Source organism: Streptomyces sp. NPDC056486, from assembly GCF_042795295.1.
Lineage (GTDB): Bacteria > Actinomycetota > Actinomycetes > Streptomycetales > Streptomycetaceae > Streptomyces.
Window position 1 is genome coordinate 56,974 of record NZ_JBHTSF010000033.1, and the last position, 15,606, is coordinate 72,579.

Consider the following 15,606-nt stretch of genomic DNA (forward strand, 5'->3'; position numbering starts at 1 on the left):
GGGCAGGAAAAAATGCAGCGAAGCGGCAAAAAGGCTGGTGCCGACCGCCCAAAAGGCGACCGGCACCAGCCAGTAAATCAACTGTCAGACGGACGGGGCGTCAGTGCCCCCGTCAACCTCCACAGCAGTGGTAGCGCCAGCAGCACCGGCGGCGACTTCCGCCGCCGCGATCCGCTCATCCGCGGCAGCACGAATCTCGCGCCAAGCGGACTCCGCGGCCTGCTGCTCCGCTTCCTTCTTGCTGCGGCCGGTGCCGGTGCCGTACGAGACGCCTCCGACGCGGGCGGCAGCAGTAAAGGTCTTCTCGTGGTCCGGGCCGCTCTCCGTGACGAGGTACTCGGGAACACCGAGGCTCTCGGTCGCGGTGAGCTCCTGGAGGCTGGTTTTCCAGTCCAGGCCCGCGCCCAGGTTCGAGGACTTCTCGATCAGCGGGTCGAAGAGCCGGTGTACCAGCTCGCCCGCCGCGTCCAGACCCTGGTCCAGATAGACCGCGCCGATCACCGCTTCAAGGGTGTCGGCGAGGATGGATGCCTTGTCCCGGCCACCCGTGCCCTCTTCGCCCCGGCCGAGCCGGATGAAGGAGCCGAGTTCGAGGCCTCGACTGACCTCCGCCAGCGCACGCGAATTGACCACCGCGGCCCGCAATTTGGCCAGCTGGCCTTCGGGCAGGTCGGGGTGGGTGCGATAGAGCGTGTCCGTGACGACGAGTCCGAGCACCGAGTCCCCGAGGAACTCGAGCCGTTCATTCGTCGGCAGACCGCCGTTCTCGTACGCGTACGAACGGTGGGTCAGTGAACGCACCAGAAGGGCGGACTCGAGTTTGTACCCGAGCCGCCCTTCCAAAAGCGTGTGGGACGAGGCCGTGTTTTCCGCCTGCTTCTTGGCGTCATCCGCCGTTTTGTGGCTAGACACGGTGCCTCTCACCAGCCGCTCAGACCTCGAGGACCTGGCGCTTGTTGTACGTGCCGCAGCTCGGGCACGCGATGTGCTGCAGCTTCGGCTCCTGGCAACGCTCACACGAAACCAGAGTGGGGACCGCAGCCTTCCACTGCGACCGGCGGTGGCGCGTGTTGCTGCGCGACATCTTCCGCTTCGGAACAGCCACGGCTACTTCTCCTGCTTCTCGTCGACGCCGGCTTCGGCGCCGCTCACGTCGTCCTTCTCGCCGTCCTGGATGGTCCCGGCGAGTCCCTGCAGTGCCGCCCAACGAATGTCGGCGACGTCGTGGTGATGCTCCGGGTCGTCCGCGAGCCGTGCTCCGCACTGGGAACACAGGCCCGGACAGTCGTCCCGGCACACCGGCTGCATCGGCAGTGCGAGCACTACCGCGTCACGCAGCACAGATTCGAGGTCGAACAAGCCGTCCTCGAGATAGAGCCTGTCCTCGTCATCCTCGGCGTCGTCGGCCGGTTCCGCGGTGCGGCCCCGGTCGTCGGCGTCAGGGTACGAGAACATCTCCTGGAAATCCGCTTCCACCTCAAGCTTCAGCGGCTCCAGACACCTTACGCACTCCCCCTCGGCCGACGCACGGGCGGTGCCTGTGACAAGCACCCCTTCCATGACCGACTCAAGGCGGATCTCCAGCTCGACCGGGGCGCCCGCGGGCACTCCGATGACCCCTTCGATGCCGAAGACACCCGGAGAACCGGGGGCCTCGACGGAACGGGTCAGCCGCTGCAGCGCACCAGGACGCCGACCCAGCTCGTGTGTGTCGAACACGAGAGGGTTTCGGTGGTCAAGGTGAGTGCTCAGGGCTGTTCCTGCTTTCGAATCCTGGAAGTTCAAGGAGGGCCGCCCCCGTCGTGAGCTTCGCTCACTAGCCGGGCAGCCTGGATCGCGGACGTACGCGCGACCGAAGAGCCAGGATACTGGACCATTCGCTCTCGGCCCAATCCGGTCCCGGACCGGCCTCCGCGCAGGCTCTAGCGGCCCTGTTCGTACTGGCGCAGCTGCTCCGCCGTGATCATGCCGGTGTCGAAGAGGCTGGTCTCGTCGAGCACGCCGGGGGCCTGCTGCTGGTGCTGCTGCTGCGGATCCCCGTACCCCTGCTGTTGCATCTGGTCGTACCCCTGCTGCGGGTAGCCGTACGGATCCTGCTGCTGGTAGCCGTACGGGTCCTGCTGGGCGTACTGCTGCTGGTAGGCGTACTGGTCCTGCTGCTGGTACCCGTACGGGTCGGGCTCCTGCTGGGGCGGGGCGTACGGCTGCTGCACGGGGATCTGCGGGGCCGCCTGGGGCGGCTGCGGGGCGACGGGTGCGGGGGCCGCGGGAGCTTGGGGCGCCGTGGGGTCGGTGAGACCCGCGAGGTACTCGGCGTCCGTGGTGTGCGCCTGGGAGCCGAGGCCCTCGGCGAGGCCCGCGAGGTCGTCGGCGGGCGCACGGCCGTGCAGGGTCTGACGGCCGCGGCCGACCGCCTCCAGGGTCTTGGCCAGGACCGCCTCGAAGGCGCCGAGCTTGGAGTCGACGTACGCGTCCGCGTCCCGGCGCAGCGTCTCGGGGTCGTGGCTGCGCTGCGGGGCGTCCTCGTCCTCGTAACCCTGTTCGTCGAGGCCGGGACCGGTGCCCAGGAGCTTCTCGCGGCCGCGGCCGACCGAGCCGAGGGTCTTGGTGAGGACGACCTCGAAGTTCGCGAGCTTGCTGTCCACGTAGTCGTCGGCCTCGACACGGACCTCGTCGGCGGCCTGCCGGGCCTCGGCGAGGATGCGCTCGGCCTCGCCCTGGGAGTTGCGGGCGACCTCCGTGTCGGAGATCAGCGAACCGCGCTCGGCGTGCGCGGTCTCGATGATCCGGTCCGCCTCCTGGCGGGCCTGCTCGACCAGCTGCTCGCGGCCGCCGATGAGCTCCTGCGCCTGGGCGAGGGAGCCGGGCAGCGCCTCGCGCACCTCTTCGAGCATCGACAGCAGATCGGCGCGGTTGACCACGCACGAGGCCGACATGGGCATCGACCGGGCGCTGCCGATCGCCGAGACGATCTCGTCGATCTTCTTCTGCACGTCCACCGTGTGCTCGCCACTCTCTACAGCTGGTTGGAGACGGACGGCACGACTGTAAGGCCAGTCGGCTGCCGTCCGACACCGGGTGACGGGCCGTCAGTACGCGTCATTTCTTGCCGATGCGCTCCGTCAGCGCCTCATGGACCACCGGCGGCAGCAGGTGGGCGACGTCGCCGCCCCAGGCTGCGACCTCCTTGACCAGCGAGGAGGAGAGGAAGCTGTAGGTGGGGTTGGTCGGCACGAAGAGGGTTTCGACACCCGAGAGGCCGTTGTTCATCTGGGCCATCTGCAGCTCGTAGTCGAAATCGCTGACCGCGCGCAGGCCCTTCACGATGGCCGGAATGTCGCGCTGCTTGCAGAAGTCGACGAGAAGGCCGTGGAAGGACTCGACCTCGACGTTCCCGAAGTCGGCGGTGACCTCGCGGATCAGCTCTATCCGCTCGTCGACGGAGAACAGGCCCTTCTTCGACTGATTGATCATCACCGCGACATGCACCACGTCGTACAGCCTGGAGGCGCGGGCGATGATGTCGAGGTGTCCATTGGTGATGGGGTCGAATGACCCCGGACAGACGGCGCGGCGCAACTGAAGTCCCTCGCTCTCCGGTCCGGTCATGGCGCGATCACTGAGTCGTCGCACGTAGAGGCGGCGCGACCGTACCAAAACGTGGCTTCGCCGTACCGACGGGACCTCAGTGCGTCGAAGCCGTCGGGCCAATCGAATTCTCCGCCCCTGGTACTGCGCTCAACGGTGACGAGCGCATCGCCGGTGAGCCAGCCCTCCGCACGGAGTGTGAGCAGGATCTCGCGAAGATCGTCATCGGTGACGACGTACGGAGGGTCGAGGAAGACCAGGTCGTACGGGGTCGTGGGGGCGCCGCCCTGGATGATCTGGGTGGCTTTGCCCGCCCTGACCTCGGCGCCGGGCAGGCCGATGGCCTTCACGTTCTCCCTGATCGTGCGCACCGCGCGGGCGTCGGTCTCGACGAGCAGGGCGTGGCTCGCGCCGCGCGAGAGCGCTTCGAGGCCGATGGCCCCGGACCCGGCGTACAGGTCGAGGACGCGCGCCTCGTCCAGCGTGCCCTGCAGGGCCTGCCAGGTGGAGAACAGGCCCTCGCGTGCGCGGTCGGACGTGGGCCGTGTGCCGGTTCCCGGCGGGACGGCGAGGAGACGTCCGCCGGCCACACCGGCGATCACGCGGGTCATCTGAGTCCTTGTCGGTGTACGTACGGGAAGATCCGGTCTCAGTCTCTCAGCCCCTGTGTCCCCACCGCCTGTCAGCCCTTGTCTCAGCCCTTGTCCAAATACTGCTCGCGCTCGTCGTCCAGGAGGGCGTCAAGGGCCGTGCGCAGCTCGGGCAGGTGCTCCAGGTCAGGGTCGCCGGACACGACCGCGACGGCCTCCTCGCGGGCCTCGGCGATGATCTCCTCGTCCTCGATGACCGCGAGCATGCGCAGGCTGGAGCGGACACCGGACTGCGCCTGGCCCAGTACGTCGCCCTCGCGCCGCTGCTCCAGGTCGATCCGGGAGAGCTCGAAGCCGTCGAGCGTGGCGGCGACGGCTCCCAGACGGGCGCGGGCGGGGCTCGCCTCGGGCATCTCGGTGACCAGGAGGCAGAGGCCGGGGGCCGAGCCACGGCCGACGCGGCCGCGCAGCTGGTGCAGCTGTGATACGCCGAAGCGGTCCGCGTCCATGATCACCATGGCGGTGGCGTTCGGGACGTTCACGCCGACCTCGATGACCGTCGTCGCGACCAGGACCTGGGTCTCGCCCGCGGCGAAGCGGCGCATCACCGCGTCCTTGTCGTCGGGCTGCATGCGGCCGTGCAGGATCTCCACCTTGAGGCCGCTCAGCGGGCCGCGGGAGAGCTGCTCGGCGACCTCGACGACGGCGAGCGGCGGCCGCTTCTCGGCGGTGGCTTGTTCCTCGGCCGCCTCGGCCTTCTTCTTGGCCTTCTTCGGGTCGGCGGCCTCGTCGACATCGTCGCCGATGCGGGGGCACACCACGTACGCCTGGTGGCCGTTCTCGACCTCTTCGCGCACGCGCTCCCACGCGCGCGCCAGGAAGTGGGGCTTGTCCTCGGCCGGTACGACATGGGTGGCGATCGGCGAACGGCCTGCGGGGAGCTGGTCGAGGACCGAGGTCTCCAGGTCGCCGAAGACCGTCATCGCGACCGTGCGGGGAATGGGTGTGGCCGTCATGACGAGGAGGTGCGGGGGCTGCTTGCCCTTGCCGCGCAGGGCGTCGCGCTGCTCGACCCCGAAGCGGTGCTGTTCGTCGACGACTACCAGGCCCAGGTCGTGGAACTGGACCTTGTCCTCGATCAGCGCGTGCGTGCCGATGACGATCCCGGCCTCGCCGGTGACCAGGTCGAGCAGGGCCTGCCTGCGCCCCGCCATGCCCATGGAACCGGTGAGCAGCGTGACCTTGGTGGCCTGGTCCGAGCCGCCGAGCATGCCGCCCTCGGCGAGCTCGCCCATCATCTCGGTGATCGAGCGGTGATGCTGCTGGGCGAGGACCTCGGTGGGCGCGAGCATCGCCGCCTGCCCGCCCGCGTCCACGACGGCGAGCATGGCGCGCAGGGCGACCATCGTCTTCCCGGAACCGACTTCTCCCTGGAGGAGGCGGTGCATCGGGTGCTCGGTGGCCAGGTCGTCGAAGATCTCTTTGGTGACCTTCTCCTGGCCTTCGGTGAGGGTGAAGGGCAGCTTGGCGTCGAACGCGTCGAGCAGGCCGCCCTCGCGGGGGCGGCGGGCGATCGCGGGGAGTTGCGCGTCCGCGTACCTCCGGCGGGCCAGGGCCACCTGCAGGACGAAGGCCTCGTCCCACTTCAGGCGGTCGCGGGCGGATTCGATGTCCGCCTTGGTGTGCGGCCGGTGGATCTTCAGGAGCGCTTCGGGGAGCGGGATCAGGTCCCGGCCGTCGCGCAGGCTCGGCGGCAGCGGGTCGACGGCCTCCTGGGCGCTGGGCAGCACCGCGTCGACGGACTTGGCGATCTTCCAGGACTCCAGCTTGGCGGTGGCCGGATAGATCGGGATGAGGGCGCCTGCCCAGGAGCCCACGGCATCTTCGGCGCCGTCAGGGTTGTCGGGGTCGCCCTTGAGCAGTTCGTACGCGGGGTGCGCGAGCTGCATCTTGCGGTTGAAGACGGACGCCTTGCCCGCGAACATCGCGCGCGTCCCGGGCAGCAGGTCCTTGTGCGGCTTGTGGATGCCACGGCCGAAGAAGACCAGCTGGAGCTGGCCGCTGCCGTCGGTGATCGTCACTTCGAGGCGCTGGCCCCTGCCGCCGTTGAACGTCAGGATGCGCGCCGTCGCGACCTGGGCGACCACCGTGACGTGCTCGTCGAGGGGCAGGTCGGCGAGGCGGGTGAGCTCGCCCCGCTCCGCGTACTTGCGCGGATAGTGGTGCAGCAGGTCGCCGACCGTGTGCAGGTCGAGGTGTTCGGCCATCACCTTCGCGGTGGCGGGACCGACCACTTTCTTCAGGGGTTCTTCGAGCGCGGGCACGAGATCCATTGCACACCACGCCACTGACAATTCAGCGTACGTCTAAGAAATCCGCTGGTCAGGGCTGCCGTGGAGGTCGATCGACATCGACTACTCCACGCCGATCAGGAGCAGGGCCGACTGGCGTCCGCCGCGGTAGACGACCGTGTCGACCGCCAAGTGCGCCTCGCGCACATGCTTCTCCAGCTCGTCGCCGAAACTGTCCGGCACATCCTCGCCGAGCACCAGCGTGACCATCTCGCCGCCCGCGGCCAGCATCCGGTCGAGGACGGACCGCGCGGTGCGTGTGGTGTCGTCGCCGATCACCGCGACATCGCCGTCGATCAGGCCGAGGACGTCACCGGCCTGGCAGATGCCCGCCATGGTCCACGACTGCCGCTCGGCGACGGCCAGTTCGGCGTACCGGGTCGCGCCGGCCGCCGAGGTCATCGCGACGACGTCCTCGTCGAAGCGGCGGTCCGGCTCGTGCACGGCGAGCGCCGCGATGCCCTGGACCGCGGACCGGGTGGGGATGAGGGCGACGCGCACCCCTTCGGTGCGGGCCTGCTCCGCGGCGGCGGCAGCGGTGTGGCGCAACTCGGCGTCGTTCGGCAGGAGCACCACCTCGCGCGCGTGGGCGCGCCGGATGGCGTCGACGAGCTCGCCGCTCGCGGGCGGCTCCCCGGGGCGCGTGGGCACCGTGGTCGCCCCGGCCTCGGCGTAGAGACCGGCAAGGCCCTCCCCCGGTACGACGGCGACGATCCCGCGCTGCGTACGTTCCCGGGGCGGTTGCTCGCTGCCCGCGGTATGCGCGTCGCCCACTCCGAAGTGGGTGATGCGGATGCGGTGGGGCCGCCCCGCCTCGACGCCCGCCTCGACTGCGGCCCCCGCGTCGTCGACATGGACGTGGACGTTCCACAGCCCGTCACCGCCGACGACGACGAGCGAGTCGCCGAGCCCGTCAAGGCGTGTCCGCAGCCGTGCGACGGCCGTGTCGTCGGCCTCCAGGAGATAGATCACTTCGAAGGCGGGGGCCGCGCCGTCAGGTGAGGTGTCCTGGCACTCGATGGGCTCCACGCGCGCGTGGCCGCCCGAAGCGGCCGTCTTCAGGTGAGGGGAGGCAGCTCTCAGGCGCACCGTCTCTCCCGACAGTGCCCCCACCAGCGCCCCGAGCACCGCCACGAGACCGCGCCCTCCGGCGTCCACCACTCCCGCACGGCCGAGCACAGCGAGCTGCTCCGGCGTCGCGTCGAGGGCTCGGCACGCGCTGTCGTAGGCGGCCCGCGCCACCACCCCGCAGTCGCCGTCACCATCGGCATCGCAGGCCGCGTCGGCAGCGGCGGCGGCCACCGTGAGGACCGTGCCCTCCACGGGGTGCGCGACCGCTTGGTACGCCGACTCGGCGGCCCGCCGCAGCGCGAGCGCGAGCGCACGGCCGTCGGCGTGATCAGTGTCACGGTCGGCGCCGAGCACCTGCGCCGTCCCCCGCAGCAGCTGCGACAGGATCGTGCCCGAGTTGCCTCTGGCTCCGATCAGCGCACCGTGCGCCATCGCCCGCACGGCCTCGGCAAGCGAGGGGCGGGCGGGTTCAAGGCCCGTGAAGGCCGCGTCGACGGCCTGGGACGCCGATTCCACGGTCAGATAGAGGTTGGTTCCGGTGTCTCCGTCCGCGACCGGGTAGACGTTGATCGCGTCGATCTCCTCGCGGGCCCTTCCCAGGGCGTCCAGAGCGAGGCCGCACCAGGTGCGCACCGCGACGGCGTCGAGGTTCTGCGGCACCTGCTCGCCTCCTAAGGGCATCCGGAATGGACGCAGCGTAGACCGGGAAGGGCGAAGGACCCGGGGCGGGGCCGGGGCGAGACATGGTAGTTTCGTTCTACCGAAGCAGTCGTTGTATGCTGCTCCGGTTGCCCGATACCCATCGGGACATTCCTCCTGGCAACGCCACCCACGATCATTGCACTGATCCCGGCATGCCGGGATTACCCGTAAGTGCATCTGAAGTCTTGGAGTGACCCGTGGCTGCCAACTGCGACGTCTGCGGCAAGGGGCCGAGCTTCGGCAACAACATCTCGCACTCTCACCGCCGTACGTCCCGTCGCTGGAACCCGAACATCCAGCGCGTTCGTGCCGTGGTCAGCGGGACGCCGAAGCGGCTCAATGCCTGCACCTCGTGCATCAAGGCCGGCAAGGTCTCGCGCTGACGTCAGCGCGGCCACCAAGCAGGTTGCTGAAAGAGCCGGTCCCCCTCGGGGGACCGGCTCTTTCGTGTGCCCGCACAGATCTACTGCCCGCACAGATCCACCGGTTCTACCGGCCCCTGAACCGCCACCCGTGATCCACAGGCCCGATCCCGCCACCGAGCGCGAACCCGGCCTCGATCGCCCCGGTCACGTACTCCTTCGCCGCCGCGACGGCTTCCGGCACCGGCAGGCCCTTGGCCAGGTGCGAGGCGATGGCGCTCGCGAGGGTGCAGCCCGTGCCGTGCGTGTGGCGGTTGTCGTGCCGTGGCGCGCGCAGCCAGTGTTCGTCGGAGCCGTCGGTGAGCAGGTCCACCGCGTCGCCCCGCAGGTGGCCGCCCTTGATGAGCGCCCACCGCGGGCCGTACGCGAGGAGCGCCGCCGCTGCCCGCCGCATCCCGTCCTCGGACTCGACCTGGACGCCCGTGAGCTGTGCGACCTCATCGAGGTTCGGGGTCGCGACCGTGGCGACAGGGAGCAGTTTCGTACGGACGGAGTCGAGCGCGGATGCGGCCAGGAGCGAGTCGCCGTGCTTGGAGACGCCCACCGGGTCGACGACCGAGGGGGCGTCCGTGCCCGCGATCAACTCGGCCACCGTCTCGACCAGTTCGGCCGATGCCAGCATGCCGGTCTTGACGGCCTGGACGCCGATGTCGTCGACGACACTGCGGTACTGCGCGCGCACCGCCTCCACCGGCAGCTCCCAAACGCCATGCACGCCAAGGGAGTTCTGCGCCGTGACGGCCGTGACGACGCTCATGCCGTGCGTGCCGAGCGCGAGCATCGTCTTCAAGTCGGCCTGGATGCCCGCACCGCCACCGGAGTCTGAACCGGCGACGGTCAGGACGCGGGGCGGTGCGGCGCTCACTCCATGTCCCCGTTGTCGCCGAAGTGGTCCCAGCCCTTGCTGGTCCAGGGCGCTCCGTCCACCGTCACCTGCGGCAGGGCCGAGGGGTTGAGGACCTCGCCGATGACCTTCCAGCGGGCGGGCAGCTTCACGTCGGGCGGGAACGTCGCCACTATGGCGTGGTCCTCTCCGCCGTTGAGCACCCACTGCAGCGGGTCGACGCCTACGGCCTGGCCGATGTCGTTCATCTGGGAGGGGACGTCGACATCTCCGGAGCGGATGTCGATGCGTACCTTGCTCGATTCGGCGATGTGGCCGAGGTCGGCGATGAGACCGTCGCTCACGTCCGTCATCGAGGTCGCGCCGAGGCCGGCCGCCGCGGGGCCCGCGTGGTAGGGCGGTTCGGGCCTGCGGTGGGCCTCGACGAAGGCGCGGGGCGAGCGGAAGCCGCGCGAGAGTACCGCGTGTCCGGCGGCGGACCAGCCCAACCAGCCGGTGACGGCGACGACATCGCCGGGCTGCGCTCCCGCGCGGGTGACCGGCTCGTGGTTGCGCAGATCGCCGAGCGCGGTGATCGCGACGGTGATCGTGTCACCGCGTACGACGTCGCCGCCCACGACCGCCGCTCCCGCGACCTGGCATTCGTCCCGCAGGCCGTCCATGAGCTCGGTGGGCCAGCTTGCGGGGAGTTCCGCGGGCACCACCAGGCCGAGGAGGAGCGCGGTCGGTACGGCGCCCATGGCGGCGATGTCGGCGAGGTTCTGCGCGGCGGCCTTGCGGCCCACGTCGTAGGCGGTGGACCAGTCGCGGCGGAAGTGCCGCCCCTCGAGGAGGATGTCGGTGCTCGCCACGACCCTGCGGTCGGGAGCCGACACGACGGCGGCGTCATCTCCCGGGCCGAGCCGGACGGCCGGGGTGGAGGTGAGCCGAGAGGTGAGTTCCCTGATGAGCCCGAACTCCCCCAACTCGCCGACGGTTCCCTTCACCGGGACTCACCATGCCCTTTCACGCTGCTCGGCTTGCGGTCGCGAGCCGTCACTGTCATAGGTACGGTCGAGAAGACCGTCAACTTCTGTTGTCCGTCCACCGCGATGTGCGCGCCACAGCTGCCACGGGTCTCCCCGTGAGAAGCGGCGACGCGGTACCGTGGCGTCCCTTCTCCCCACATGATCCTCGTGGCCGCCCTGGAGGTTCCGTGGTACAGGCGTACATCCTGATCCAAACAGAGGTCGGCAAAGCGTCGACCGTCGCCGAGCTCATCGCCAAGATCCCGGGAGTGATCCAGGCCGAGGACGTGACCGGACCCTACGATGTCATCGTGCGCGCCCAGGCGGACACGGTGGACGAACTCGGTCGCATGGTGGTCGCCAGAGTCCAGCAAGTGGACGGCATCACTCGGACCCTGACCTGCCCCGTCGTGCACTTGTAGCCCCCGTCTACCCTTGGCCGGTGAAGATTTCCCCTCGCCGGCGTCGCTGCCTGGTCTCGGCCCCCGCCCTCGCACTGCTGATCGCCTCAGCGGGCTGCTCCTCAGCAGACGAAGGGGTGGACACTGCGGTTCCCACCCCGGACAGCAAGGTCACCGAACTGTGCCGGAACCTGGACAAGCAGCTGCCGAAGAAGGTGGACGGTCTTGCGCGGGTTGATCCCGAGCCGAAGTCCGAGCTGACCGCCGGGTGGGGAGACCCGGCGATCATACTGCGCTGCGGTGTCGCCAAACCGCCCAAGATGAACGACCCCGAAGCGGACGGTGTGACGGCGGACGGCGTCAACTGGCTGCTCGAGGAGCAGGACGACGGTTCGTTCCGCTTCACCTCCACGCTGCGCAAGGCGTACGTGGAGGTGACCCTGCCCAAGGAGCGCGCGGGGAACGGCGTGAGCCCGCTCACGGACCTCGCCGCCCCCATGAAGAAGGCGATCCCCGAAGGGATCGCCTCCTAGCTCCACAGAGCCTTCGCGGGAGGTGCTAGCGCAGCCCTGTCGACCGGTTGAGGGCCGCCTGGACAAGGCGGTCGACCAGCTCCGGATAGCTGACGCCGCTCGCCTCCCACATCTGCGGGTACATCGAGATGGGCGTGAAGCCCGGCATCGTGTTGATCTCGTTGATCACGAACTGCCCGTCCTCGGTGAGGAAGAAGTCCGCGCGCACCAGACCCTCGCAGGACGTGGCCTCGAAGGCGTCGACCGCGAGCCGCTGGATCTCGGTGGTCTGCTCCGGTGTCAGCGGGGCGGGCACGATCCCGGGGGTCGAGTCGATGTACTTCGCCTCGAAGTCGTAGTAGTCGTGCGACTGCACCGGCGGGATCTCGGCGGGCAGGCTCGCGCGCGGACCGTCCTCGAACTCCAGGACCCCGCACTCGATCTCGCGGCCGCGCAGGAGCGACTCGACGAGGATCTTGGGGTCGTGGCGGCGGGCCTCCTCGAGCGCCTCATCGAGGCCTTCGAAGGAGTCGACCTTCGTGATGCCCATCGAAGAGCCCCCGCGCGCGGGCTTGATGAAGAGCGGCCAGCCGTGGTCGCCGGCGAACTCCGCGATCTTCTTGCGGGCGCCCTCCTGGTCGCGGTCCCACTCGCGCGGGCGGATCACCAGGTACGGACCGACGGGAAGACCGAAGGAGGTGAACACCCGCTTCATGTACTCCTTGTCCTGGCCGACGGCCGACGCGAGCACTCCGGCGCCCACATAGGGCACTCCGGAGAGCTCAAGGAGTCCCTGGAGGGTGCCGTCCTCGCCGTAAGGACCGTGCAGCATCGGGAAGACGACGTCGACCTCGCCGAGCACCTTGGGCACGGCGCCCGGCTCGCTGTAGACGACCTCGCGGTTGCCCGGGTCCAGGGGCATCACGACGCCGCCGTCGGCCGAATCGGCGAGCTCGTCGACGTTGGGCACCCGGCGGTCGGTGATCGCCATGCGGTCGGGATCGTCCGCGGTCAGCGCCCATCGGCCGTCCGTCGTGATGCCGATGGGCAGAACGTCGTACTTGGTGCGGTCGATGGCACGCAGCACGGCGCCCGCCGTGACGACCGAGATGCCGTGCTCCGAGCTGCGGCCGCCGAACACGACGGCCACACGCGGCTTGCGGAGCGGCAGCTCAGAGCTCTGCTCGGGGCGCGGCTCGGGGCTCTGGGGGAGGTTCTCGCTGCTCATATCGGCTTGAGGGTACCCGTTGGTCCTCGGAGAGTCAGCGTCGCTCGGGCTTGGCGCTGCGCGACATCAGCTCCTTCAGGGCGACCACCGGCGGCGTGCCCTCGTGCACGATGCCCACGACCGTCTCCGTGATGGGCATGTCGACGCCGTGCCTGCGGCCCAGTTCGAGCACCGACTCACAGGACTTGACGCCCTCGGCGGTCTGCTTGGTGACCGCGATGGTCTCCTCGAGCGTCATGCCCTTGCCGAGGTTCGTGCCGAAGGTGTGGTTGCGCGAGAGCGGCGACGAGCAGGTGGCCACCAGGTCGCCGAGGCCCGCGAGTCCGGAGAAGGTCAGCGGGTCCGCGCCCATCGCCAGGCCCAGACGGGTGGTCTCGGCGAGGCCGCGGGTGATGAGCGAGCCCTTGGTGTTGTCGCCGAGGCCCATGCCGTCCGCGATGCCGACGGCGAGGCCGATGACGTTCTTGACCGCGCCGCCGAGCTCGCAGCCGATGACGTCCGTGTTCGTGTACGGGCGGAAGTACGGCGTGTGGCAGGCGGTCTGCAGGCGTTGCGCGATCGATTCGTCGCGGCAGGCGACCACGGCGGCCGCGGGCTGCCTTGCGGCGATCTCGCGGGCGAGGTTGGGGCCTGTGACGACGGCGACACGGTCGGCCGCGACCTTCGTGACGTCCTCGATGACCTCGCTCATCCGCATCGCGGAGCCCAGTTCGACGCCCTTCATGAGGGAGACGAGCACGGTGTCGGGAGCGAGCAGCGGCGCCCACTCGGCGAGGTTGGCGCGCAGCGTCTGCGAGGGCACGGCGAGCACGGTGAAGTCGGCGTCGGCCGCGGCCTCCCCCGGGTCGGTGGTCGCCCTGAGGTTCGCCGGGAGTTCGACATCGGGGAGGTAGTCCGGGTTCCTGCGCGAGGAGTTGACCGCGTCCGCGAGTTCGGCGCGGCGGCCCCACAGGGTGACGTCGCACCCCGCGTCGGCGAGCACCATGCCGAAGGCAGTACCCCAAGAGCCCGTTCCGAAGACGGCGGCCTTCACCGGGTTCGTCACTTGCTGTCCTCCGTGGTGTTCTCGGGGGTGTTGTCGGGGACGCCGGGACCGCCTCGGTCCGCCGCCTTACGTCGTTGTGCGAGTCGCGCCTTGCGCGGGTCGTACGGGGTCTCGGGGGCCTTCTCCTCCCGGATCTCCTCCAGGAGTTCGGTGACCGCGCCCATGATGGTCTCGGTCACCTCCCGCAGGATCTCGGGGGTGGGCTCCTTGTCGTAGAAGCGCGAAAGGTCGACCGGGCTGCCCGCGAGGACCTGGAGCTTCTTGCGCGGGAAGAGGCTGAGCTTCTTGCTGTACGGGGGAAGCGCGAGGTTGGCGCCCCATTGCGCCACGGGGATGACGGGGCACTTGGTCCGCAGGGCGACCCGCGCGGCACCGGACTTGCCGGTCATCGGCCACACTCCGGGGTCCCTGGTGAGGGTGCCCTCGGGGTAGAACGCCACGCACTCACCGCGCTCGATCGCGTCGACCGCGGCACGGAAGGCGTCGAGCGCGTTCGTGGTCTCGCGGTAGACCGGGATCTGGCCCGTGCCCTTCATGACCTTGCCGACGAACCCGTCCTTGAAAAGGCCGTCCTTTGCCAGGAAACGCGGGACTCGTCCGCTGTTGTACTGAAAATGGGCGTACGAGAGCGGGTCGATATACGAGTTGTGATTCACCGCGGTGATGAATCCACCGTCGACCGGAATGTGTTCCATTCCTCGCCAGTCCCGCTTGAAAAAAACCACCAGAGGCGGTTTGGCGATGACCGCCGCCAGGCGGTACCAGAAGCCGATTCTGCGGCGGGACACTCGGACACCTTCCTCCATGAACCTGGACGGCCGCTCAAGTGTCGCCCCGGGCTGCCTGTCTGTCGAGAACACCGTACGCCCGCGTTCGCGGCCCGGAACTCCCAGCAGGCCACAATGGGCGCTGACGCGAAGGACGGAGCCGCCCCCGTGCAGTGGACCCTGGTAATACCCCTGAAACCGTTGGAGCGCGCCAAGAGCAGGCTCACCGCCAGCACCGGCGACACCCTTCGCCCGGGCCTCGCTCTCGCCTTCGCACAGGACACTGTGGCCGCCGCGGTGGCCTGCCCCGCGGTAAAGGATGTGGTGGTCGTCACGGACGACGGCCTCGCCGGGCGCGAGCTGGCGGCACTGGGCGCCCGAATCGTGCGGGACGAGCCCGCGGGGGGCCTCAACGCCGCTCTGGCGCACGGGGCGGCGGCCGTGCGCGCCGAGCTGCCCGAATCGGCTGTCGCCGCGCTGAATGCCGATCTCCCCGCACTGCGCCCCCTGGAATTGGCCCGGGTGCTCGACAGCGCGGAATATTTTCCCCGTTCTTTCCTCGCGGATGCCGCCGGAATGGGCACGACTCTGCTATCCGCGGCTCCCGGCATGGAATTGCGCCCCGCATTCGGCCCGGCGTCCCGTTCCCGGCACTCCGCGTCCGGCGCCGTGGAACTTCCACTCGCCGGCGTCGATTCCGTGCGCCAGGACGTGGACACCGGCGAGGATCTGCGGACCGCGCTCGCGCTGGGCGTCGGACCGCGCACGGCGGCTGCCGCGAAGCTGCTGATCGCCGACTGAGTACGCTTCCCCCATGCAGGCGACCGCGTACACGTACGACTCCGAGACCCGCAGCGGCAGCGTGCTGCTCGACGACGGCACCCCGGTGCCCTTCGATCCCCCCGCGTTCGACGCGGGCGGCCTGCGGTTGCTCAGGCCGGGACAGCGGGTGCGGATCGAGGTCGAGGGAGAGGGCGAGCAGCGCCGCATCACGCTGGTGACGCTGCAGACGTTCTGAGCCGGCCATCGCAGGCCCCACACACGCCGCGGGGCGGGGGCCCCCATTGGTGCCCCGCCC

General features: G+C 69.7%; 18 protein-coding genes. 5 read left to right on the forward strand and 13 right to left on the reverse strand.

What is annotated here, in order from left to right:
- Positions 1 to 84: 84 nt before the first annotated feature.
- The 8 genes from rnc to ACFQ7F_RS16135 form a co-directional block, all read right to left on the reverse strand.
- On the reverse strand, positions 85 to 924 hold the full coding sequence (rnc, locus tag ACFQ7F_RS16100; protein ID WP_383270792.1) for a ribonuclease III: 840 nt from the start codon (positions 922 to 924) through the stop codon (positions 85 to 87).
- Between the two features lie 7 nt (positions 925 to 931).
- A complete protein-coding gene (rpmF, locus tag ACFQ7F_RS16105) occupies positions 932 to 1,105 on the reverse strand; it encodes a 50S ribosomal protein L32 (RefSeq protein WP_003965982.1) in 174 nt (57 codons plus the stop codon).
- 2 nt (positions 1,106 to 1,107) lie between these two features.
- Positions 1,108 to 1,752, reverse strand: coding sequence for a YceD family protein (locus ACFQ7F_RS16110; protein ID WP_383270815.1), 645 nt, complete (start codon positions 1,750 to 1,752; stop codon positions 1,108 to 1,110).
- Between the two features lie 170 nt (positions 1,753 to 1,922).
- Complete coding sequence (locus tag ACFQ7F_RS16115; RefSeq protein WP_383270794.1) at positions 1,923 to 2,999, reverse strand: DivIVA domain-containing protein; 1,077 nt, start codon at positions 2,997 to 2,999, stop codon at positions 1,923 to 1,925.
- 100 nt (positions 3,000 to 3,099) lie between these two features.
- Positions 3,100 to 3,579 (reverse strand): pantetheine-phosphate adenylyltransferase, encoded by a 480-nt coding sequence (gene coaD, locus ACFQ7F_RS16120; protein WP_383270817.1) that lies wholly within the window; start codon positions 3,577 to 3,579, stop codon positions 3,100 to 3,102.
- A gap of 26 nt (positions 3,580 to 3,605) precedes the next feature.
- Positions 3,606 to 4,199, reverse strand: a complete 594-nt coding sequence (gene rsmD, locus ACFQ7F_RS16125) for a 16S rRNA (guanine(966)-N(2))-methyltransferase RsmD (RefSeq protein WP_383270796.1) — start codon at positions 4,197 to 4,199, stop codon at positions 3,606 to 3,608.
- An 83-nt stretch (positions 4,200 to 4,282) separates the two neighbouring features.
- Positions 4,283 to 6,511 carry an ATP-dependent DNA helicase RecG gene (gene recG, locus ACFQ7F_RS16130; RefSeq protein WP_383270798.1) on the reverse strand — a complete coding sequence of 743 codons (2,229 nt, stop codon included), beginning with the start codon at positions 6,509 to 6,511 and terminating at the stop codon, positions 4,283 to 4,285.
- 81 nt (positions 6,512 to 6,592) lie between these two features.
- Positions 6,593 to 8,281, reverse strand: a complete 1,689-nt coding sequence (locus ACFQ7F_RS16135; protein WP_383270800.1) for a DAK2 domain-containing protein — start codon at positions 8,279 to 8,281, stop codon at positions 6,593 to 6,595.
- A gap of 218 nt (positions 8,282 to 8,499) precedes the next feature.
- Here ACFQ7F_RS16135 and rpmB point away from each other — a divergent pair, with 218 nt between their 5' ends.
- Positions 8,500 to 8,685, forward strand: coding sequence for a 50S ribosomal protein L28 (gene rpmB / locus ACFQ7F_RS16140; protein WP_160507429.1), 186 nt, complete (start codon positions 8,500 to 8,502; stop codon positions 8,683 to 8,685).
- A 106-nt stretch (positions 8,686 to 8,791) separates the two neighbouring features.
- Here the strand turns inward: rpmB and thiD are convergent, their stop codons facing one another.
- Both thiD and ACFQ7F_RS16150 read right to left on the reverse strand, forming a co-directional pair.
- Positions 8,792 to 9,589: a bifunctional hydroxymethylpyrimidine kinase/phosphomethylpyrimidine kinase gene (thiD, locus tag ACFQ7F_RS16145; protein ID WP_383270802.1), complete on the reverse strand. Its 798-nt coding sequence runs from the start codon at positions 9,587 to 9,589 to the stop codon at positions 8,792 to 8,794.
- The gene (locus ACFQ7F_RS16150) at positions 9,586 to 10,554 is read right to left on the reverse strand and encodes a thiamine-phosphate kinase (protein ID WP_160507427.1); all 969 of its coding nucleotides are present in this window, start codon (positions 10,552 to 10,554) and stop codon (positions 9,586 to 9,588) included. Before ACFQ7F_RS16150 ends, thiD begins: the two co-directional genes overlap by 4 nt.
- Before the next feature lie 209 nt (positions 10,555 to 10,763).
- Here ACFQ7F_RS16150 and ACFQ7F_RS16155 point away from each other — a divergent pair, with 209 nt between their 5' ends.
- Both ACFQ7F_RS16155 and ACFQ7F_RS16160 read left to right on the forward strand, forming a co-directional pair.
- Complete coding sequence (locus ACFQ7F_RS16155) at positions 10,764 to 10,997, forward strand: Lrp/AsnC family transcriptional regulator (protein WP_383270803.1); 234 nt, start codon at positions 10,764 to 10,766, stop codon at positions 10,995 to 10,997.
- 26 nt (positions 10,998 to 11,023) lie between these two features.
- Positions 11,024 to 11,509 (forward strand): DUF3515 domain-containing protein, encoded by a 486-nt coding sequence (locus tag ACFQ7F_RS16160; RefSeq protein WP_383270818.1) that lies wholly within the window; start codon positions 11,024 to 11,026, stop codon positions 11,507 to 11,509.
- 25 nt (positions 11,510 to 11,534) lie between these two features.
- Here ACFQ7F_RS16160 and ACFQ7F_RS16165 read toward each other — a convergent pair whose 3' ends face one another.
- Genes ACFQ7F_RS16165 through ACFQ7F_RS16175 form a run of 3 tightly spaced genes read right to left on the reverse strand, consistent with a single transcriptional unit; the run spans position 11,535 to position 14,549 of the window.
- Positions 11,535 to 12,716 carry a D-alanine--D-alanine ligase family protein gene (locus tag ACFQ7F_RS16165; RefSeq protein ID WP_383270805.1) on the reverse strand — a complete coding sequence of 394 codons (1,182 nt, stop codon included), beginning with the start codon at positions 12,714 to 12,716 and terminating at the stop codon, positions 11,535 to 11,537.
- Positions 12,717 to 12,750: 34 nt separating this feature from the next.
- Positions 12,751 to 13,761: an NAD(P)H-dependent glycerol-3-phosphate dehydrogenase gene (locus ACFQ7F_RS16170; RefSeq protein WP_383270807.1), complete on the reverse strand. Its 1,011-nt coding sequence runs from the start codon at positions 13,759 to 13,761 to the stop codon at positions 12,751 to 12,753.
- Positions 13,758 to 14,549, reverse strand: a complete 792-nt coding sequence (locus tag ACFQ7F_RS16175; RefSeq protein WP_383270808.1) for a lysophospholipid acyltransferase family protein — start codon at positions 14,547 to 14,549, stop codon at positions 13,758 to 13,760. The genes ACFQ7F_RS16170 and ACFQ7F_RS16175 overlap by 4 nt, the downstream gene beginning before the upstream one ends.
- Positions 14,550 to 14,696: 147 nt before the next feature.
- On the opposite strand from ACFQ7F_RS16175, the gene cofC reads away from it, so the two are divergent.
- Both cofC and ACFQ7F_RS16185 read left to right on the forward strand, forming a co-directional pair.
- Positions 14,697 to 15,329, forward strand: a complete 633-nt coding sequence (cofC, locus tag ACFQ7F_RS16180) for a 2-phospho-L-lactate guanylyltransferase (RefSeq protein WP_383270820.1) — start codon at positions 14,697 to 14,699, stop codon at positions 15,327 to 15,329.
- Between the two features lie 13 nt (positions 15,330 to 15,342).
- Positions 15,343 to 15,546, forward strand: a complete 204-nt coding sequence (locus ACFQ7F_RS16185; protein ID WP_190084725.1) for a hypothetical protein — start codon at positions 15,343 to 15,345, stop codon at positions 15,544 to 15,546.
- Positions 15,547 to 15,606: the final 60 nt, after the last annotated feature.

Bases quoted from the DNA above. Each gene is read 5' to 3' on its own strand.
- ACFQ7F_RS16165 (WP_383270805.1), bottom strand. From the start codon at position 12,716: ATGAGCAGCGAGAACCTCCCCCAGAGCCCCGAGCCGCGCCCCGAGCAG.
- ACFQ7F_RS16135 (WP_383270800.1), bottom strand. From the start codon at position 8,281: ATGCCCTTAGGAGGCGAGCAGGTGCCGCAGAACCTCGACGCCGTCGCG.
- rsmD (WP_383270796.1), bottom strand. From the start codon at position 4,199: ATGACCCGCGTGATCGCCGGTGTGGCCGGCGGACGTCTCCTCGCCGTC.
- recG (WP_383270798.1), bottom strand. From the start codon at position 6,511: ATGGATCTCGTGCCCGCGCTCGAAGAACCCCTGAAGAAAGTGGTCGGT.
- ACFQ7F_RS16185 (WP_190084725.1), top strand. From the start codon at position 15,343: ATGCAGGCGACCGCGTACACGTACGACTCCGAGACCCGCAGCGGCAGC.